The organism is Evansella vedderi (assembly GCF_030813435.1).
GTDB lineage: Bacteria > Bacillota > Bacilli > Bacillales > Salisediminibacteriaceae > Evansella > Evansella vedderi.
This window is the reverse complement of the sequence record NZ_JAUSUG010000013.1, coordinates 54,672-74,515: the sequence shown is the minus strand read 5'-3', so window position 1 is coordinate 74,515 and position 19,844 is coordinate 54,672. Positions and strand designations below refer to the sequence as shown.

General features: G+C 37.5%; 18 protein-coding genes and 2 pseudogenes. 3 read left to right on the top strand and 17 right to left on the bottom strand.

The features are described 5' to 3' along the window. Positions 1-86: 86 nt before the first annotated feature. Complete coding sequence (gene pdxR / locus J2S74_RS16045; RefSeq protein WP_370876022.1) at positions 87-1,481, bottom strand: MocR-like pyridoxine biosynthesis transcription factor PdxR; 1,395 nt, start codon at positions 1,479-1,481, stop codon at positions 87-89. 109 nt (positions 1,482-1,590) lie between these two features. Here pdxR and J2S74_RS16040 point away from each other — a divergent pair, with 109 nt between their 5' ends. Continuing rightward, a complete protein-coding gene (locus J2S74_RS16040) occupies positions 1,591-2,280 on the top strand; it encodes an aspartate/glutamate racemase family protein (protein ID WP_307327147.1) in 690 nt (229 codons plus the stop codon). A gap of 440 nt (positions 2,281-2,720) precedes the next feature. Here the strand turns inward: J2S74_RS16040 and J2S74_RS16035 are convergent, their stop codons facing one another. Genes J2S74_RS16035 through J2S74_RS16010 form a run of 6 tightly spaced genes read right to left on the bottom strand, consistent with a single transcriptional unit; the run spans position 2,721 to position 8,174 of the window. Beyond that, positions 2,721-3,698, bottom strand: coding sequence for an ROK family protein (locus tag J2S74_RS16035; protein WP_307327146.1), 978 nt, complete (start codon positions 3,696-3,698; stop codon positions 2,721-2,723). A gap of 27 nt (positions 3,699-3,725) precedes the next feature. Next, complete coding sequence (locus tag J2S74_RS16030; RefSeq protein WP_307327144.1) at positions 3,726-5,000, bottom strand: TRAP transporter large permease; 1,275 nt, start codon at positions 4,998-5,000, stop codon at positions 3,726-3,728. Continuing rightward, positions 4,997-5,470 (bottom strand): TRAP transporter small permease, encoded by a 474-nt coding sequence (locus J2S74_RS16025; protein WP_307327142.1) that lies wholly within the window; start codon positions 5,468-5,470, stop codon positions 4,997-4,999. The genes J2S74_RS16030 and J2S74_RS16025 overlap by 4 nt, the downstream gene beginning before the upstream one ends. A 27-nt stretch (positions 5,471-5,497) precedes the next feature. Further along, entirely contained in the window at positions 5,498-6,580 is a 1,083-nt protein-coding gene (locus tag J2S74_RS16020) for a sialic acid TRAP transporter substrate-binding protein SiaP (RefSeq protein ID WP_307327140.1), read from the bottom strand. Between the two features lie 2 nt (positions 6,581-6,582). After that, entirely contained in the window at positions 6,583-7,266 is a 684-nt protein-coding gene (locus tag J2S74_RS16015) for an N-acetylmannosamine-6-phosphate 2-epimerase (RefSeq protein WP_307327138.1), read from the bottom strand. 32 nt (positions 7,267-7,298) lie between these two features. Continuing rightward, complete coding sequence (locus J2S74_RS16010; protein ID WP_307327136.1) at positions 7,299-8,174, bottom strand: N-acetylneuraminate lyase; 876 nt, start codon at positions 8,172-8,174, stop codon at positions 7,299-7,301. Between the two features lie 205 nt (positions 8,175-8,379). Between J2S74_RS16010 and J2S74_RS16005 the strand changes: the two genes are divergently transcribed. Further along, complete coding sequence (locus J2S74_RS16005) at positions 8,380-9,228, top strand: MurR/RpiR family transcriptional regulator (protein WP_307327134.1); 849 nt, start codon at positions 8,380-8,382, stop codon at positions 9,226-9,228. Positions 9,229-9,333: 105 nt separating this feature from the next. Here the strand turns inward: J2S74_RS16005 and J2S74_RS16000 are convergent, their stop codons facing one another. Together J2S74_RS16000 and J2S74_RS15995 are read right to left on the bottom strand one after the other, a co-directional pair. After that, positions 9,334-11,745: a sialidase family protein gene (locus tag J2S74_RS16000; protein WP_307327133.1), complete on the bottom strand. Its 2,412-nt coding sequence runs from the start codon at positions 11,743-11,745 to the stop codon at positions 9,334-9,336. A gap of 465 nt (positions 11,746-12,210) precedes the next feature. Next, a complete protein-coding gene (locus J2S74_RS15995; protein WP_307327131.1) occupies positions 12,211-12,468 on the bottom strand; it encodes a UTRA domain-containing protein in 258 nt (85 codons plus the stop codon). Positions 12,469-12,490: 22 nt separating this feature from the next. On the opposite strand from J2S74_RS15995, the gene J2S74_RS15990 reads away from it, so the two are divergent. Further along, positions 12,491-13,003 carry an amidohydrolase family protein gene (locus J2S74_RS15990; protein ID WP_307327129.1) on the top strand — a complete coding sequence of 171 codons (513 nt, stop codon included), beginning with the start codon at positions 12,491-12,493 and terminating at the stop codon, positions 13,001-13,003. 209 nt (positions 13,004-13,212) lie between these two features. Here the strand turns inward: J2S74_RS15990 and J2S74_RS27455 are convergent, their stop codons facing one another. The 8 genes and pseudogenes from J2S74_RS27455 to J2S74_RS15955 form a co-directional block, all read right to left on the bottom strand. Next, complete coding sequence (locus J2S74_RS27455; RefSeq protein ID WP_370876024.1) at positions 13,213-13,446, bottom strand: PfkB family carbohydrate kinase; 234 nt, start codon at positions 13,444-13,446, stop codon at positions 13,213-13,215. A gap of 144 nt (positions 13,447-13,590) precedes the next feature. After that, positions 13,591-14,082 (bottom strand): annotated as a pseudogene (locus J2S74_RS15985) (class II fructose-bisphosphate aldolase); the annotation flags it as partial. Between the two features lie 87 nt (positions 14,083-14,169). Then, positions 14,170-14,322, bottom strand: a pseudogene (locus tag J2S74_RS15980) (SIS domain-containing protein); the annotation flags it as partial. Positions 14,323-14,408: 86 nt separating this feature from the next. Beyond that, positions 14,409-15,035 carry a YesL family protein gene (locus J2S74_RS15975; protein WP_307327125.1) on the bottom strand — a complete coding sequence of 209 codons (627 nt, stop codon included), beginning with the start codon at positions 15,033-15,035 and terminating at the stop codon, positions 14,409-14,411. Between the two features lie 93 nt (positions 15,036-15,128). Then, a complete protein-coding gene (locus J2S74_RS15970) occupies positions 15,129-16,733 on the bottom strand; it encodes an extracellular solute-binding protein (RefSeq protein WP_307327281.1) in 1,605 nt (534 codons plus the stop codon). 25 nt (positions 16,734-16,758) lie between these two features. After that, positions 16,759-17,637 (bottom strand): carbohydrate ABC transporter permease, encoded by an 879-nt coding sequence (locus tag J2S74_RS15965; RefSeq protein WP_307327123.1) that lies wholly within the window; start codon positions 17,635-17,637, stop codon positions 16,759-16,761. Between the two features lie 11 nt (positions 17,638-17,648). Further along, the gene (locus tag J2S74_RS15960; protein ID WP_370876021.1) at positions 17,649-18,611 is read right to left on the bottom strand and encodes an ABC transporter permease; all 963 of its coding nucleotides are present in this window, start codon (positions 18,609-18,611) and stop codon (positions 17,649-17,651) included. A gap of 50 nt (positions 18,612-18,661) precedes the next feature. Further along, positions 18,662-19,813 carry a Gfo/Idh/MocA family protein gene (locus J2S74_RS15955; protein WP_307327121.1) on the bottom strand — a complete coding sequence of 384 codons (1,152 nt, stop codon included), beginning with the start codon at positions 19,811-19,813 and terminating at the stop codon, positions 18,662-18,664. Between the last annotated feature and the right edge of the window lie 31 nt (positions 19,814-19,844).

The following is a 19,844-nucleotide window of genomic DNA, read 5'->3' as shown; positions in this document are numbered from 1 at the left end:
AATAGTGTGGTATTTCAAGGTTTTACTAAATTTTGTCTGTAATTTCGTCTAACAATAACATAAAGAACTGTCCCTGTGCTACTTGTTCAGGTATATTTCTGCAGTCCTTCACTCAGTCTCTTCACACCTTCCACAATTCTCTTCTCTGTTAAGCTGCCGTACCCTAAGACAATTTTGTGCTGATGAGCACCTTTGGTGAGTGCATAATCTTCCACTGGGTAGACGAGCACTCCAGTTTCACAGAGCAGCTCCTTCACCTCTTCAGAAAATACGACTCCCGGGAACTCCACCACTAAATGCATCCCCGCTGACTGTCCTAATATTTTTGCAGACGGGAAATGATCACGAATGCTTGCTGTCAGTGCTTCGCGTCGTTTTTTATAAATTTTTTTCATTTGTCTGACATGGCGGTCAAGGAAGCCTTCTTCAATAAACCTGGCTAATACGAGCTGTTCCAGCGAGGAGGTATGACGATCGGTGTACCATTTAAGCTCGCGGAAACTGTCTACCAGATTCGGTGGCAGTACAGCGTATCCTATTCTCAGTGCCGGCGAGAGGATTTTACTGAAGGTTCCCACATACAGTACTCTCTCTGGATTCAGCCCCTGAATTGAATGAACTGGAACTCCTTCATACGTAAATTCGCTGTCATAATCATCTTCCACGATGTAGGTATCCATTTTTCGGCTGTATTCCATAAGCTTTACTCTCCGCTGAATGGATAGTGTTCCTCCTAAAGGAAACTGGTGGGACGGAATGACGAAAAGAAAGCTTGGCTTTCTGTGAAGTGGCAGACTTTCTGGAATAATTCCCTCTTCGTCAGCCGGAACAGGATGTACTTCTGCTCCAGCGAGAGAAAAAATTCGCCTCATCTCATCAGTCACCGGATCCTCTACTGCAATAAACTGATCATTTCGGTTTGTTATTAACCTAGAAATCATGTACAGCGCTTGGGTCGCACCGGATGTAATGATGATTTGATCCGCATGGCAGCGTACCCCTCTTATTTTCATTAAATACTGGGAGAGCACCTCTCTGAGTTTCTTCACTCCTTCTGAACCGCTGTAAGCAAACGCAACTTCGGGCGTGTCGTTGCACACCTCTTTGGTTAAACGTCCCCATATTTTTCGCGGGAAATGATCCATTGCAGGATTAGCAGCCCGAAAGTCAATAACGTCCTTCGATATATTAGAAACCACTGCTGGAAAAACGGGGTGAGGCTGTTCCTTCTCCCGCTGAAAGGTTATCCCTTTTGCTACATAAGTGCCTGACCTGGGTCTCACTTCCAGGTAGCCCTCGGTAATTAACCGATCGAAAGCTTCCAGACAGACATTCCTTGAAACTTCCAGGCTGGATGCCAGTTCTCTCGTGGAGGGGAGTTTTTCCCCTTCCATAAATTTTTGTTCTAAAATACTGTTTCGTATTTGTTCATACACTTGTTGTGTAAGAGATACCTTACTCTCGCGCTTTACAGTAAGCAATCATAACACCCCGCCCCTTAACTGGTACTGTCAAATTAACTGGTTTGTGGATCTATTACCTACCAGTATAGCATGATATGATTTTTTTACAGACAGGGAGGTATTTAATATGAAAACACTCGGTTTAATAGGTGGACTCAGCTGGGAGTCTTCCACAGAATACTATCGTTACATCAACACGTTTGTGAAAGAAGAACGAGGCGGATTAAACTCTGCAAAATGTCTGATGCACTCCTTTAATTTTGCAGAAATAGTTGAGATGCAGCATAACGGAGAATGGGAAAAAGCGACACAGACTATGGTAGACGCGGCGAAAAAACTGGAGGAATGCGGGGCCGAGGCCATTGTCATATGCACGAACACGATGCACAAGATGGCTGAGGTAATAGAAGAAAATGTAAAGATCCCACTGATTCATATCGCCGATGCCACCGCGGTAAAAATAAAGGAGCAAGACTTGGTTACAGTCGGCCTCCTTGGCACTAACTTTACTATGAAACAGGATTTTTATAAAAAGCGTTTGAAAAAACATGGGATCGATGTGATCGTTCCTGACGAGGAGGACCAGCAAATCGTCCATAATGTCATTTATGAGGAGCTCTGCCAGGGAGTTATAAAAGAATCATCGAAGGAAGCTTACTTGAAGATTCTATCAAGGCTTGCTGACAAAGGTGCACAGGGTGTAGTTCTTGGCTGCACAGAAATCCCACTGCTCATTAACCAGAACGACACATCCCTGCCTTTGTTTAATACAACTTACATTCACTCAAAAGTAGCCGCAGAGTTCGCGACGAAATAAATCTTGCTGTGGTGCCTGTGTGTCGCGTTCCATAAAGTAGACACTACGGTTTTTGATAAAGGAGCCTGTGCTGGTGGGTGAGGGCTCCTTTTTTGTCCGTAAACTGGAATCGTCAATTTTGGTTGTATCGAGTTATCTTCTCACAAAGCGAATATACCGCTTTACAACCTTCCCATTATAAAAAAACGAGAATTACAAGCATTAAACTAATATAAATCAAAGCAAGCCAGTACACTTTTATTGTTTTTACATAAAGTGTACTGGCATATCTAAAACAAATTAATTTAAAAGTCAATTATCACATAAAATAAATCCATCTATTTTTTCTACTAACAAATAATACAATACATCCCCTGCTACATTTGATTGTTGCTAAAGTCTTGTTTCAATTAAAACAAAGATCGTTTAGATAAAAAAATTATAAAAAACCTACCAGTTGATTACTTTTTATCACAAGTAATACTACTCTCAACATAGTCACCATTATGCCTAGCTTCCAAATCTCTGAAAAACAGGAAGCTAGAACCAATTAAATTAGCATCATTTCCTTGTTGTGCCACTTCAATGCTCATTAAACTCCTAAAGGGTGGCATTATTTTACCGTATACAGAAGGCCGCAGCTTCTCTAGCAAATAACTTCCTTGGGCAGAAACTCCTCCACCAATAACAATAAGTTCTGGATTAAAAATATGAACGAGTGTTTTTATTCCAAGTGCCATATCCTCTATCCACTCATCAATAACCGATTCCATTACTGAATTTCCAGATTTGGCTCCAGCAAAAAGTTCAGGCAAGGTGACATCGGTTTGCAAAACTCCCCGCGCCTTTTTTTCCAATGCTAAGCTCGAGGCATACATTTCATAGCAACCCTTATCACCACACGTACAGAGCTTTCCCTTGGGGTAAAGAGTCATATGTCCTAATTCTCCTGCCGAAAAGCTTGCACCAGTATGGAGGGAGCCATTTAAAACAATTGCCCCACCAATCCCAGTGCCTAAGGCGAGGGATAAGAAGTTTTCCTTCCCCTTCGCCGCACCTTTCCAATATTCCCCGATAGCCATACAATTCACATCATTTTCTACGACTACTGGTACGTTTAAAACCGATTCAATTTCCTGCTTTAAGTTCGTCCCCCTATAACCGGGAATCGTGTCTGTTGCGTGGATAACTTCTCCTGTATGAGAGTTGATTTGTCCAGCACTGCTGATGGCAACTCCAGTAGCCCCCCACTTTAATTTCAGCTCTTTACCTAAGTCAAGGAGTTGACGAACAATGTCATTGGATTCAGCAGTTATTGCCGTCGCTACTGAACTTTTATATAATATTTCTCCTGCCTCATTGATTACCCCATACTTAATATTTGTACCGCCAATATCAAAGACTATGATATTCACGTCAAAGCTTCCTCCCCTTTCCATATCCGCACCTCCCTTACATCTTACTAGCTAAAAGAGACTCGGTAAGAAAAGGACGATTTGCGGGAACAAGATTAATAGAATTAAAGTAGCGAATAATGGAATCAAGAATGGAATAACCCCTTTAATGATGGTTCCAACTGGTATATCCCCCGTTCTAGCAACAACGAACAAGGCCATCCCCATTGGAGGAGTTAAAATTCCAATCATCAGTGTTAAAATTGTTAAGATTCCAAAAAAGATAGGATCAATTCCAGCATTGACTACAACTGGTACTAAAATAGGAACTAATAAAACTAATAAAGCTAACGATTCGATAAAAGTACCAAGTACGATTAACAATAAAACGATCATAAATAATAGTAAAATTTGATTGTCCGTTACAGCGATAAAGAAGTCTGCTACTTTAGTAGGAATTCTTTCGCGAGCAATCATTTGACCGAGAAATTCTACCCCCATAATCATTAGAACAACAACACCAGTTAACTTAAAAGAATACACGACATTTTCAAACAACTTCTTAAAGGTTAACTCCCTGTATACGAAAAACCCTAATATCATGGCATATAAAGTAGTAATAACAGCTGCTTCAGTCGGGGTAAATTTTCCTGAGAAAATACCACCGATTATAATAAACGGCGTTAACAAGGCCCAAAACGCTTTCCAAAAGCTTGTAGCACACTCTTTTGCCGTCGCTTTTGGTAAACGGGGGTAACCTCGTTTTTTCGCTAAGAAGTAGGCAACTGTCATTAAAGAAAATGCTGTAATAATACCTGGTATAATTCCAGCTAAAAACATCTTCGCAATAGACGAGCCAGAAATAATCGCATAAATAATCATAGGAATACTCGGCGGAACTAATGGTCCAATAATAGCAGAGGCAGCTGTAAGCCCTCCGTTATAATCATCGTCGTAGCCTGCCTTTCTCATTGTACGAATTTCCAGCTGACCTAATCCTCCCGCATCCGCCAACGCAGAGCCGGACATTCCAGAAAACATAAGACTGGCCATTATATTCACGTGCCCCATTCCACCAGTCAAATGCCCAACTAACGTCTTAGCAAAGGTGAAAATACGATCCGTAATACCCGATGAATTCATCAGGCTTCCCGTTAGAATAAAGAACGGGACTGCTAATAAGGCAAAACTGTCAATTCCAGAAATAAGTCTTTGACCAGAAGGGAAAACTAATGCCCAATCACCCATAATAAAATAAAGAAATGCGACGGCAATTAAAGAAAATCCGACTGGTACACTTAATAATAGAAGTAATATCCAAATAATAAAGATCCAAGTTACACTCATTGTTCTACCCCCCTTTCTCTCCGCTTCCAAGCTAAATAATTGCGCTCAAGTAATCGATAAATAATCAGCGAGGAAAGAATAGGGAGTGCAATGTACTTATAAACAGAAGAGATTTTCAAGGAGACAATGTCAATTGGCACCTGTCTCCCTGTAATCCGAATGCTAATAAAGAAAATCAAAGCTACACAGGCTAAAATCAATACTTGAATGAAAATATTAATGATCTTCTGAAGGACAGGCGGGAACTTTAGAACAAAGAAATCGATTGACACATGGCTATTATCCTTAATACAGGCAGAAACCCCTAAAAGTCCTACATAGATAAAGATAAGCTGAGCCAGTTCCTCTGACCAAACTAAAGGGGAGCTAAAGAATTCCCTTGCAAATATTTGGGCAACTAAGACGATAAACATCGCGATAAATAAGCTTCCACCAACAATTTCTTCAAAGTTGTTCAGAAATTTCTTCATTTTCGTTCCCCCACCTGTTTTCAGTAGTTATCTTACTTCGTCAATTTCAGCCATATATTCTTCTGCATTCTCACCAATTCCATCAAAATAGCTTGGATACGCTTCAGAAACTGCTGCTCTAAATTCATCTAAATCAGGGTATGTTATTGTTACGCCTTGCTCCTCGAAATAGCTTATTAAATCCGATTCTTCTGTTTCAAATAATTCCGTGTGATAAGCTGCGGCTGCTTCTACTCCAGCTTGTAAAATATTTCGTTGATTTTCTGATAATTTGTTCCACGTACTTTCACTGACAACATAATTCGCATCGTTAACAACATGGTTAGTCATAGCTAAGTAATCTTGTACTTCATAGAATTTCATTGCTTCGATTGTCGATAATGGATTTTCTTGACCATCTACCGCGTTTGTTTGAAGTGCTAAATAAACTTCTGTAAATGCCATTGGAGTCGGGGATGCTCCCGAATAACTAGCGTAATCTAGTAATGTTTGTGCTTGAGGGACACGAAGCTTTAAGCCTTTCATATCCTCCAATGAATTAATTTCACGGTTAGAAGTTGTTTGGCGTGTTCCGTTGTATGCAATGCCTAGTATTCTTAAATTAAAATCGTTTAATAACTCTTCATGTAACTCTTGTCCATAGGTTGTATCATAAACGACACGCTTTAAATGTTCAATATCGTCTACAATATATGGTAATCCTAATAGTTCTGCTCTTGGTACCCAAATACCGAAACGTCCTGTTTCAGAAAATGTTAAATCAAGGGTTCCTTCCTGAAGCTGATCGATCATCGCACGATCATCTCCTAGCTGCGAGTCAGGAAAAACATCAATTTTTAAGCTTCCGTTGCTATGCTCTTCCACATATTCCGCTAAAAAGTTTGCAGCTTTGTACTCATTGGACTGTGTCCCTGCAACCATTCCAAACTGAAGGACCACTTCCTCTTCTTCTGGTTCTGTCGCTTCTTCAGTACTGGAACCTTCATCAGACCCTGTACCTGCATCAGTCCCTCCATTTCCACCTGCTTCTGAATCCGTTTCCGTTTCTCCACAAGCTGCCATCATGATCGTAAGTAATAGCGCAACCAACAATCCTACCATTTTCTTCATAGTTAATTCCCCCTTTGGTTTAATTGACTACATTTATTCATCTCATCCAAAAATTGTTCAGTGATAAATTTTGGACGAGTTACTGCACTACCCACCACAACTGCATGTGCTCCAAGCTCAAGAGCCTTCCGCGCTTTTTCTGGTGTATTAATGTTTCCTTCCGCAATTACTGGGATCGACACATTGTCTAAAATCTCTTTTAAAACTTCTAGTGGATCAAGACCCTTAGAGTAATCCGTATAACCAACAAGCGTTGTTCCAACCCAATCGACACCTAGCTTTTCTGCTGTAACCGCTTCCTCCAGAGTCGATACGTCTGCCATGAACTTTTGTTCGGGGAAACGTCGTTTTACAGCTGAAATAAAGTTTTTTAAGGATACGTTTTCTGGTCTGTCACGAGCGGTTGCATCGAATGCAATCACATCAACGCCTTCTTCGTTTAATAATTCCACCTCTTCAATCGTTGGCGTAATGAAAATCTCACTATCCTCATAATCCTTCTTGATAATGCCAATAATTGGGATATTCACTTCCTTTTTTATGGCACGAATATCCTCAATTCCATTCGCACGAATACCACTGGCTCCACCTTGATAAGCAGCTAACGCCATTTTCGACATAATGAACGGGCTATAGAGAGGTTCATTCTCCAATGCTTGACAAGATATAATTAATTTACTGTACATCCTTCCCCACTCCATTGATAGACTTGTATTTTTTACTGACTTGCCCGCAGTAACGGCAGGATACTATCAGCAGATTTCTTTTCTTCTTCTGTCAGCTCACGAAATGGAAATCTCATATACCCGGAATTAATATTTAATTTTTTTAAAACATATTTAATAGTTTGATAGACTCCAAATTCTACAAGCTTATCAATCACTTTATTCATTTGCAGCTGAAGTTTCTGAGCCTCAGCCACATTTCCACGAGCAACTTCGCCATAAATTTGTTTTGCTTCTTGACCAATAAGATGGTATGTGCTGCCAATGGCTCCATCTGCACCTGAAACCGCAAATTCGAATAGCATATCATCACACCCACTGTAAAACACTTTATCTGGATGAAGCTCTTTTAATTGTCCTAATTTCACCACATCCGTGTCAGAGTACTTCACACCTATAACATGAGGGATAGCCAACAATTTCTCATAATTATTGATAGAAATTTGAGAGCCTGTAAATGCTGGGATAGAATAAAGTAACATAGGCATCTCTGTTTCCTTCGTTAAGCGCTCATAATAGCTTTTAATTTCTTCAAAACTAAATTTATAGTAATAAGGGGTAATGGCAGATAAGGTATCATAACCTAATTCTTTACATTTCCTCCCTAACCTTACGGCTTCATCAATATTTAACGATCCAATTTGGGCAATAAGCATAACATCGTTACCCGCTTCTTCTTTTACGATTCGAAATATATTCGATTTTGTTCCTTCATCAAGTAAGAAGCTTTCACCAGTGGAACCACCTACATAAAGACCATCAACCTTCATTTCATCAATGTTATAGCGGACAATTTCCCTAAGCCCTTCTTCATGAACCGTTCCGTCCTGGAAAAAAGGAGTAAGGAGTGCTGTAATTACTTTTTTCATAATAACCTCCCTTTGATAAAGCGTTTACATTTATTATATTTTAAATAATAACAAAATAGAATGATAGTTGTCAATAATAATTTCAATTTTGAAGTTTCACTCCAAAATTAGTTATAATTTATTTAAAGCGTGTTTTGTTACTTCATAAACAAGTGAAGTTACTGTAACATATTATTAAAGAAGGGAAAAAAAGGAGGTGAAAGCCATGAAATATGAAGAATCATCAGGAGGAAGCTTACCAAAATTAACGTTATTAATGGAACAAAATAAAACTAGTCTAACTAAATCAGAACTGAAGGTTTATGATTTTGTACTTAAAAATTTAAAAGAAGTGATCTATCAATCCTTAACAGAGATCTCCTTAGCATGTGATATTGGTGAATCTACTGTTTTACGGTTTTGCAGAAAGTTGGGCTTTAAAGGGTATCAGGATTTTAAATTCGCTCTCGCACAAGAGTTAGCATCCATTAATCATTCCGAAAGCGATGAAACATTTATTGACAGGGTAAAAAACAGTATGGTTGAAACGATACATAACACCTATGAAATTGTGGATCATGAAGAACTGCAAAAGGTGATTGACCATATTATCGAAACGGACAATGTTATCGTTTATGGAGTTTCTTCTTCCGGAATCGCTGGGTTGGATATGCAAAATCGCTTAATGCGGATTGGAAAGCATATTGAAGTAATTACAGATTCCCATATGCAAGTTACTCGTTCCATCTCCGTATCGAGCAAAACGTTAATCATTGCCATAAGTTTAACTGGATCAACAAAGGATATTGTCGACGCCGTAAAGGTAGCAAAAAAAAATAACGCCAAGGTTGTAGCGATTACGAACTATATTAAGTCACCGCTAACGAAATTCGCGGACCACTTACTGTTAACATCCGCAAAGGAAAACCCGTTAGATAGTGGCTCTCTTATCTCGAAGGTTTCCCAATTGTTTGTTTTCGACCTTATATGTACTGGCATATCCATCAAGCTTTATGATCAAGCGAAGAAAAATAAAGAAAGAGTCGCAGAAGAGATTTCTACTAAGTTTTATTAAGAAAAGCATAAGGTGCCCAATGGTTGCCAGTCTGTAAATTCGAGCAATGCCCCCTTCATAAATTAAGGAAAACCATCACCCTTGGATGATGGTCTTCCTTACTCCCTAATTTCTAGCGACTCGTAATCTACTGTTCATTATTTCCTCTGACATTTCATCTTCAGAAAAGATTTGACCGTAGACATTATAAATATTTAAGCCTTCATCCAACCATACTTGCAGCTCATAATTTCTCGGCAGTAAATTCGGCAACGTGCCTTCGAAAATAAACTTCCGATTATCGATGTTCTCTACCAAATCAAATTCTATAGTTGCGCCACCTGCCTCACCGTGCAAACGACGTTCACCAATAAGCATTACAAAATTATCAAATTCTACTTGAATCCTAATTGTATCACCAGGGCGATAAACATTTTGATTCCTCTCTGACAATATTTCCGCAGACACTAATGCAGGCTCAGGAGGAGGAAGTGTTCGTTCCCATTTCAGAAAGTCCACATTGAATTTAATAAAATCCATCACCGTATTGGCAGTACCTTCATAGAATAAGCCAATGTTTCCGTCGGATAAATTAGTTAAACTCGAATAGCCATAGTGCCCTTCCTTCACAAGCTGCTCGTACTTCCAGTCAAATACATAGCGAGTTTCTCCATTTTCATGGGTACCATCCTCCGTAATTAAACCAACACGAACGGCACCGTTAATACGGTTTGTTGGATGATTGGCACTGGAGAAGATGACTGCTTCCTCCCCATCAACCTGTCCGTTGTAACGAATCGCCGACATTTGGCTATACGGAGCAACTAATGCCTGTTCTGTCACTACCTCATGATACCACGTTTCTCCCCCATCAAAACTAGTAGCAATTTGCGCAAACCCAGAATAGTTTCTCATAAAAAGCTTCAATTGACCATTTGGCATTTCTACTACTTGGGATTCAGTAATTTGTAAGGAATGATCCGTAAAGTACCTTTCATTAATCGTTCTTCCATCTGTTGTCACTCTGCCTTCATTTGGAGACTGTCCACGGTGCCAAGTGACCCCGTTATCATCACTATAAATGACCGCACTTGCCTGTCTATTGTACTCATTTAAGAAGTACACTGGGAATACAAGTCTACCTTTATTTTCTCCTTCAGTTAATTGAATCCCGTTACCTGGTCCAACACCTAAGAAAATCATCCATTCTTCTTTCGTTTGTGGATTTAAATCAATTGGTCCAGTCCAGGTTTCCCCCTCATCGTCGCTATAATAGAGCTCCAAATAAGAAGTCTTTAACGGCTTTAACGGTGACGTTGCACTAAAGATGTTATCAATTTTCACCCCATTTAAGTAAAGGTTTCTTCGTTGATCGACCGTGTAGCTTGTCAGTTCACCGTTATTGTCGTAAACCTTTCCTTCTTCACGAATCGTATACTCTACTTCATCCTCATCAAGAAGATACATGTATCGTTCGCCATCTATTTCTGTGAATCCCGTACCTTTATATGCATTATTACCAAATCCGCCCATCAGTCCGCCACCATGTGGGAACCCGTCCACTAGAGCAAAGATTCTTTCATTCGTTTCATCCTGCACGAAAGATAGGTCTATGTTTGAGGCTTGGTCTGGGTAATCATTAATGACAATACCATCTTCCTCCCATGTGTCCCCTTCATCAAAACTCCGCCTTACCACAGCGTCAATATTATTAGGGGAGTCACCACCATGCTCCACTCGTCTGTCAATTCCCGCTAGAAGCGTTCCTTGCATTGTATAATACAATGCTGGAATTCTATAATTATTTGAATCCATGAAACCTGGATAAAAGACGTTATACGGATCTGTTACAAATACGTTATCTGGCATCGGATTGGTTAAAGGTTTTTGTTTCGTTTCTCCTGTAATCTGCTTAAGGATTTCATCACTAAGGGGTTCACTGTATACCTCGGCAAAATCAATATCCCCTTTAAATGGATAGCGGTTAGCATTCCCCGCCCTTTCCGTCCGACCTAATTGAGCGCTGTTCGGATCGTAAATATTACTTAAGAACCGCCGTGGCGCTTGCGTATTTTCCAATACCAGCTCACCATTAAAGTAATATTTATAGCCTTCTTCCTTATCCACCACCATAGCGACCGTATGTACTTCGTTCGCCGGTACAGATACGGAGGTCGTATTAATGTGAGTATTATGCTTCGGTTCACCTGGCTTCTCAAAACGATTCTCACTTCCTATAGCTCCTGGTGAAACGTAAAAATGAAAATGTCCATCAGCAAAATTAGAATTGCTTAATGAAAATAAGGACATGAAGGAGGAACCATTGTGGCGAAACCTAACAATGATGGTCCCCTCATCTAATTCCTTCAATTTATCCACATAGTTATTTAAATTCGTATAATATCCTCCGCCAATTTGCTGATTTTCCACTCGTAATAAAGGTTCGGGGTTCTCTAGACTATTCTGTGAAAATACTTGTTGAACAAAAACTAGTGTAAAAGCTACTAAAATGAAACTCGTTACCACCGCTTTTTTCATCGTACCTCTCCACCTTTCTCGTATTCTCTCAAAACAAGTAAGCGCCTACAATATTAACATGAACCGAAAGCGTCTTCCCTCCTTTGTTCTCCTGACTTAAGTTTTCAAAAAAATAGTAACATTTAGAAAAGTTATTGTCAAATTTATTTTCAATTTTGACAACATTAATTCAAACTGTTCCATTCGTTATATTAAGTACAGTTTAATTACGTAAAAAAACTAGCACCCATAATTGAATACTAGTTTTCTTCCAAATGATAAAGACCGAAACAAAATGTCAGTATTTAATCACCTTTCCAGCTTTATTTTGTATTTATATTTGTCCGCTCGATATGTAGTACTACAGTACTAAAAAGGGGTACCTCCCTTTTGCATAGTGAGTCGATGTACTAATAGAACTGGTTCTCCCTTTTCTAGCTTTAATTACTCAATTTCCATTTCATTTGCCAAAACGGATTCAATTTCTTAGTCAACATGGAAAATTTTAAGGTTAAGCGTATTTTCAATATAGTCATAAAAGGAGTGGTTAAATTCCTTTTCCGACAAGTTTCCTACAATACTTTTCGGTGTATACGTCAATTCAACAGCAATGGGACTACTATCAGCTAAACGGACACGGTAAATTTCAAATACGATGGAGCCCTCGTCCAACTTTAATTTCTCAATTATATCTCCTTTTGCTTCCACCTCTTTAAAGCTAATCACAGACGAAGTCGGGGTCATATTTCTCGATAGCATTTCTTCTGTGAAGCTGGTGATCCCCTTTAATGGCTTGATTTCAAGAAATGCAAACTACCGTTTCCCATGGGGGAAAGCAGCACCCTTTGCTATGAATGGAGTCCACCATCGGGATGTGGAAGCCGTAGGAGCTGCAATGCTCATCAAGGACTTACAAAGTCAGCTTATTGTAGACGGAGAGCATGTTTCCCCAGAAATGATTAAGCTACTATTTAAGACGATTAGACCAGACAGACTTATGCTTATTACTGATTCCATCCGTGCCAAAGGTTTAGGATCAGGAACCTATGATTTAGGAGGACAAAATGTCACCGTGTCAGGAACAACTGTTAGACTGGACAATGGCAACTTAGCTGGTAGTATTCTCACTATGATTGATGGCGTCAAAAATATAGTTAAATATACCGATGCAAGTTTGCAAGACATCATGCAAATGGCGTCTATCAACCCTGCGAAACAAATAAATCAATACGGTAGAAAAGGGAGCATAGCGAAGGGGAAGGACGCAGATATTTTATGAGTAGATGAAAACTTAAACATTCACTACATAACAAACTTGTAACCAAGTAAACAAAAAACCTCATTTCCCCTAAAATATAGGTAAATGAGTGGCTTTCTAGACTATATTATTTGAGCTACATTTTTACTTTCTATGTAAGAGTTGAGAAGCTATTGATATATCAAATAAGCAATAATTTGTTCACCACTCCCTATGCCTTCTTTCTCTACCTACATTATTTTTTCAACTTCTATCTCCTTTAAACACCAATTTAGGTTAGTTAAGTTTATATAGTTTGTTGTGTATTCCATTGCATTTAGTACTCCCATTGCTAAACCAAATTTTATTAACTCCTGACCAAAAAGATTCCTATATATACCTTCAGTGAACCCAGCTAATACGGAGTCTCCAGATCCAACTGGATTTATTGTTTTTACAGGTGGTATCTTTACACGATAGTTTATTTGGTTATGCTTAAACTATTGCACCATCTGCTCCTAAAGGAATAACAATCCACTCAACATCGTCGAATAAAGGGTCATTTACAGCTTCAAATAATTGAATATCATTAGTAACTAGTTTTCCCAGTAGTTCACCTAATTCATTTATAGACCATGACCCGTTCCGATTGCCACCGCTAATGAATCAATTCCTGTCCGCTCAACAAATTCCAACACCGTATCAGGGTCTGTATAGGCTGCATCACTTGCTTCAACAATCAAATCTTCTTGCCCAACTAATTTCCCAAGCTCAGCCTCTACCGTTGCATCATATTTATGAGCAATGTCAACTTCTTTTTTAGAGATTTCTATATTCTCCTCAAAAGTTTTATGTGAGCGGTCAATCATCACCGACTTTGTTCCAAGTTTTAATGATTCAACAATCAGATCAATAGTTTCATGGTGATCCAAATGTAATGCAATAGGAATATCATTCTCTTTCGCAGCTACTTCAGCTATGGCTTGGATATATGCCCTACCGGCATAATTCATCGTCCCAGGAGTAGCTGCTAATATTACCGGGGTTCTCATTTCCAATGCAGCCTCAACAACGGTTTGAATTGTTTCAAGGTTATGGATATTGAAGGCAGGTACAGCATACTTCTATTTAGTAGCTTTCATTAACATTTACTTTGTATTTTGCAAATAGCCCATAGATTGTTCCTCCTAATTTGTTACATTGTTTTTCTATACGGTATAATCATAAATAGTAACACCCTTAACAACTCGATTTACACGTCCATCTGGGCTTGGATTATCCGGAGTTAGAGCAAGATTAATAGACTTTTTTAAAGCTAAACTTTTTGCAAAGATAATATAAAATAATGCTAGATAAAAATCGTTTGTACTATATTTCCTTTCGTATTTACCGAAATTGTCCAATCAGCTAATTCTTCTACTTTCTTATCATCTTTCTCAGTCAAAATTTATGAGGCATTTGTTAAATTTTCCATCTTGTAAAAGGCATTTAATGCAACCCAAGTAATAAATACTGCAACAAGACTTACACTTACGAATGGAATTAAACCCGGTACATATATAAATAAATAATATAGAACAAATAATCCTACAATTATACCAACCGTATGTACGGGAAAAGAAACTGCTATAATAAGTGTTAAGGTAACATACCTCAAATACGGAACTTTAAAATGAGCATAAACTGGAAATATGTAAATTAACATAATTATAAAAATGAACGCAACAGCTATTACTAGTACTAAGACCACAATCTTGAAATAATTATCAATATATTTTAATAAAAGAATGTTTACTATAATAAAATAACCTATAAGTCCAAATCCCCACCCCAGTATATTTCCTTTTATAAATTCTTCTTTGTAAGTTTGCCAATATAATTTCCCAAATGATATTTGTCTTTGTTTTTCCCTTAACCACTTTCTTATTACAATAAATAAACTGAGTGTAGCTGGTGAAATACCTAAAATTACAAACCCCAACAATGTAAATATTACCCACAATAGTTGTAAATAAAGAATTTTTAATAAGAAATCTCCTATACTATACAGTCCTTGAAAAATTCCCCTAACCACAGTGCCTCACACCTGTCTTTTATTCGATTCATCAACTTTAGTTTTTTTTGTTTTTGAGGAGAGCATGCGAATAACTTCGCATGCTCTCTATAGTTATTCTTCTAAATACCGTTCGTAGGCTGCTTGAATAATTTCTAAATAGCGATTTAACCCCATTCTTTCTAATTGATTTACATAATTATCCCAATCGGAGAAAGAACGTCTGCCTGTTACGAATTCAGCAGTAGATTCCTCTACGTAGGTGTTAATATCATTCTGAATTACTGTAAGTTCTTCATGTTCTTCCAATGTAAAGTTAAAAACTGGCCAAACTTCATTCATGTCTAAAGTATACGGTTCTGCTTTTTCAGCTCTAGCCCTAGATGCCTCATTACCTTCTGCTCCTTTAAAATATTGTTCTTTTACGATCCCTGGATAAAAACCACCTGGCCAGGTTAAATATTGACTAATTGCCTGATCCAAATTTAATCCATCAGGGTTATTAGTAATTTCCTCTGTATATTCATATACTCCATCTTCAGTCTCAATATATGTTATCCCTTCAAATCCTAAGAAAAAGTTTTTCGCTCCTTCATCTCCATAGAAATAGTCTATCCATCTTACCATTGCTTCAGGGTTTTTAGCTTTATCTGTTATAACAAACATTCCTATATTTCCGAGTGGAGATCCTATAGCAGTATTTAACCGCTTTCCGTTAATTCCCTCTAATACTGGTAGTCCAACATAGCCTTCTAAGTTCATTAAAGTCCCTGGATCTATACCGTTAATAACCCCGTAAATACCTTGTGTTCCTTTTGATGTAAACTCATGATATGCAATCGTGAAGATTTCTTGATCGATCAGCCCTTCGCTGTATAGTTTGTTTACATATTCGAGTAACTGTTTATAATTATCTGTGGTTGGTATAAACCGAACATTACCCGTTTGTGGATCTTGGTCTATGTGAAGGTTTGCAACACCGCGATTATTTAATTCAAAAGCACCTCTTAAATAATTAATTACACCATTAATTGATACCCCTCCCCATGGAATGACATCATCCTTTCCACTTCCATTAGGGTCTTGCTCTTTAAATGCTGTTAATACTTCATATAGTTCTTCTAAAGTTTTTGGCTCTTCTAATTCTAGATTCTCCAACCACTCTTTATTAATCCATGGTGTTCCTATGTGTAACCCTTTAAAATCTGGGTCAAATATTGCTGGGAACCCATATATATTTCCGTCCGGCATCGTAATACCCTTTTCCACTATCGGATATTCTTCCATAATTTTTTTGAAATTTGGAGCATATAAATCTATTAATTCATTTAATGCAATAAATGTCCCTTGGTTACCATATTGCGCTAAATCTGTCCTAGATAATGCAGATGCAAACATAATTTCTGGATAATCACCACTCGCAAGCTTGAGATTCCGTCTTTCAGCTAATACTTCTGTTGTAACTGTTTCCCAATTGACTTTAATATTGGATTTTTTCTCATACTCTTCCCAAAGCATTAAGTTATTCCAATCCTGAGCAGCAAAAAACTTTGCAGCAAACCCTTCAACTTCAATTTTCTCATTAACAATTGGAAAACCTTCGTCATTTAAATTTTCTAAAGCACTTTCTCTGTCCTCTTCAGAAATACCAGTTGTTGAATCTGAACAACCTACCAATACAAGTGAAAGTAGCACAAATACAGTAACAAAAAGATTCATTTTCAAAATAACCACCCCTTATTTTTTATCCTTTAATAGAGCCAATCATTAACCCTGTTACAAAATAGCGTTGAAGAAATGGGTATAATATCAGCATTGGCAAACTAGAAACAATCAGAACAGCATACTTCAAGCCTTCAACCATCATTTGTTGTTCTACTATTGATTCAGTGGTGCTTTGAATCATTTCATCCGTCTGACTCTGGATCAGTATTTCACGCAATATAAGTTGTAAAGGAAATTTATCCCTGTCTGTTAAATAAATTAATGCATTAAAGTAAGAATTCCAATGTCCAACTGAATAAAATAACACCATAACGGCAATAACCGGCATAGAAAGAGGTAAAATAATTTTGGTTAGTATTTGAATATTCGAACAACCATCAATAATAGAGGCCTCTTGTAATTCCCATGGTATGGATTGAAAGAAAGTTCTCATAATAATAATATTAAAAATAGATACAGCATTTGGAATAACCATTACCCAAAAAGTATCAAGCATTCCTAGGTCTCTAATTAATAGATATAGTGGAATTAACCCACCACTAAAGAACATTGTGAAAACTAAAATAGCCATTAAAACATTCCTGCCTACAAAATCTCGTCTTGATAAAGGGTACGCAGCCATGATAGTCAGAACAATATTGATAATTGTTCCCACGGAGGTATACTTAAAAGTGTTCACGAACCCACGTATAAGATCCTGATTTTGAAATAATTTTGCATAGGCATCTAAGGTAAAACCCTTTGGCCATAACCATACCTCACCATTGATTACACTTCTCGGATCACTAAGGGATGCACTTAGTACAAATAGTAGTGGGTATATTACAAGTAAGGCGACTATAACTAATAGAAAATAATTTATTATATCTACTACCTTATCTGATTTTGAATCTTTCATTCCTACCCCCCCTACCATAAACTCGTTTGATTTGCTTTTTTGGCAAAATAGTTAACCATAACTAATAATATAAAATTGATTACAGAATTAAATAGACCAATAGCAGCAGAAAAACTATATTGAGCTTCTAAAATACCACTCCTATATACATAAGTTGAAATAACATCTGAAGCAGACATGTTTAGTGAATTTTGCATCAAAAATACTTTTTCGAATCCAACAGACATAACTGTTCCCGCATTTAAAATAAACAGTATTACAATAGTGGGCATAATAGTAGGAATATTAATATGCCATATTCTTTGTAATCTATTAGCCCCATCTATTACTGCTGCTTCATGTAATTGTTTATCAACTGCAGTTAATGCTGCCAAATAAATAATGGAACTCCATCCCATTGTTTGCCAAACTTCTGAGAAAACATAAATCGTTTTAAACCAAGATGGTTCAGTTATAAAATATATAGGTTCCCCACCAAACAAAATGATTAATTGATTAAGCAATCCGTCTGGCTTTAAGAACAAAAGTAGCATACCTACTACTACCACAGTTGACAAAAAATGTGGTGCGTAGATTACCGTTTGAACAAACTTTTTAAACTTAGCATTTCTAGCTTCATTCAACATTAAAGCGATAATAATAGGAATTGGAAATGCTAATGCAAGTGTGTATAAACCAATTCCTAACGTATTTAAAATCAGTCTCCAAAAGAAAAAACTATTAAAAAATCTTTCAAAATGGTCAAACCCTACCCATGGACTTCCCCATATCCCAAGTGATGCGTTGAAATTTTTAAAAGCGATTTGTACACCATACATAGGAAAGTAATGAAAGACTAAGAAATAGATTAAAACTGGTGCAATTAATAAATAAAGATCAAAGTTTCTTTTTAGTGATTTCTTTAGTGGTTTAAATCGTTCAGGTTTTACTTTAGTGACTCCTGTTTTTTTTGAACTAATGTTTATATTTGCCAAGGGATCACCTCATTTCCTTAAAGCCATCTCTAATTTCCATTATGTTTTAGTTACGTATTCACAATAAAAGAAGGTCTTTTAACTTCAACAGTCTTACCATTATTTCTCATAGATTCGGCTGCGGCACATCCCGTAGCAACACTCATTCTTCCATCTAAAATAGTTGGAATTGGAGATTTGTCATTTAATATCAAGTCAATAAAGTCTTTACAAATTATAGGATCGGCCCCACCATGACTCCCTTCTGCTTTTTTAATTTCATATGTTTGGTCAGAATATTCCTCCCATGTATTAGACTTTCTTGTTTTTACATACACTTTTCCGTCCGGTTCTGAATTTTCCATTCTACCTTTCGTGCCGATAAATGTGTAATTTCTTTGGTAATCTGGAGTGAAATGACATTGTAAATAAGAAGCTTTTACTCCATTTTCTAGTTCCATAATTACCACATTATTATCCTCAACATCTATTTCTTCCCGATAAGCACATTCTACTAATACACCTGGACTCGCCTCTGTACAGCTATCTTGTATGTCACATGTAGGGCAAGTTAAATTGTTCGATTTATCACCACCATAGAAATCTAAACTTCCAAATGCAGAAACACGTTTTGTATATGAACCTGCAATCCAATGTATGATATCTATATCATGTGATCCTTTCTGTAATAATAGAGAGGTTGTGTTTTTCTTTAAGGCGTGCCAGTCATGATAATAGAAATACCCTCCATACCCTACAAAATGTCGTACCCAAACAGCTTTTATATCACCAATTACACCAGAATCAACAATTCCTTTCATGGTACGATACATATTCATATACCTCATATTAAATCCAATCATTAAATGTTTCCCTGTTCTTTCAGCTGTTTGAATTATGTTGTCACACCCTTCTACGGTTATAGCTAAAGGTTTCTCGCAATAAACATGTTTTCCAGCTTCTAGTGCTGCAATTGCATGTTCTTCATGTAAGTAATCTGGTGATGTTATTGCAACTGCATCAATATCTTCTCTCCTTAAAAGTTCTTTATAATCTGTTGTAGCAAAACAATTGTCATCAATCTTTTCTTTGAACTCGTCTAACCTTTTTGTCGAGATATCTGCGACCCCAACCACAATTGAGTTCTTTTCTGGCTGATGCCAATACTTAGCTATACCACTCCTCAAACCTGCACCAATAATTCCCATTCGAACTTGCTTCACTTTCTTTACCTCCTCTTAAAAATTTAGTAAA

Bases quoted from the DNA above. Each gene is read 5' to 3' on its own strand.
- J2S74_RS16010 (WP_307327136.1), bottom strand. From the start codon at position 8,174: ATGAAAAAAGTAATTACAGCACTCCTTACTCCTTTTTTCCAGGACGGA.
- J2S74_RS16025 (WP_307327142.1), bottom strand. From the start codon at position 5,470: ATGAAGAAATTTCTGAACAACTTTGAAGAAATTGTTGGTGGAAGCTTA.
- J2S74_RS16000 (WP_307327133.1), bottom strand. From the start codon at position 11,745: ATGAAAAAAGCGGTGGTAACGAGTTTCATTTTAGTAGCTTTTACACTA.
- J2S74_RS15965 (WP_307327123.1), bottom strand. From the start codon at position 17,637: ATGAAAGATTCAAAATCAGATAAGGTAGTAGATATAATAAATTATTTT.
- J2S74_RS16040 (WP_307327147.1), top strand. From the start codon at position 1,591: ATGAAAACACTCGGTTTAATAGGTGGACTCAGCTGGGAGTCTTCCACA.
- J2S74_RS16030 (WP_307327144.1), bottom strand. From the start codon at position 5,000: ATGAGTGTAACTTGGATCTTTATTATTTGGATATTACTTCTATTATTA.
- J2S74_RS15995 (WP_307327131.1), bottom strand. From the start codon at position 12,468: ATGACCCCGACTTCGTCTGTGATTAGCTTTAAAGAGGTGGAAGCAAAA.
- J2S74_RS16020 (WP_307327140.1), bottom strand. From the start codon at position 6,580: ATGAAGAAAATGGTAGGATTGTTGGTTGCGCTATTACTTACGATCATG.
- J2S74_RS15970 (WP_307327281.1), bottom strand. From the start codon at position 16,733: ATGAATCTTTTTGTTACTGTATTTGTGCTACTTTCACTTGTATTGGTA.
- J2S74_RS16005 (WP_307327134.1), top strand. From the start codon at position 8,380: ATGAAATATGAAGAATCATCAGGAGGAAGCTTACCAAAATTAACGTTA.
- J2S74_RS16015 (WP_307327138.1), bottom strand. From the start codon at position 7,266: ATGTACAGTAAATTAATTATATCTTGTCAAGCATTGGAGAATGAACCT.
- J2S74_RS16035 (WP_307327146.1), bottom strand. From the start codon at position 3,698: ATGGAAAGGGGAGGAAGCTTTGACGTGAATATCATAGTCTTTGATATT.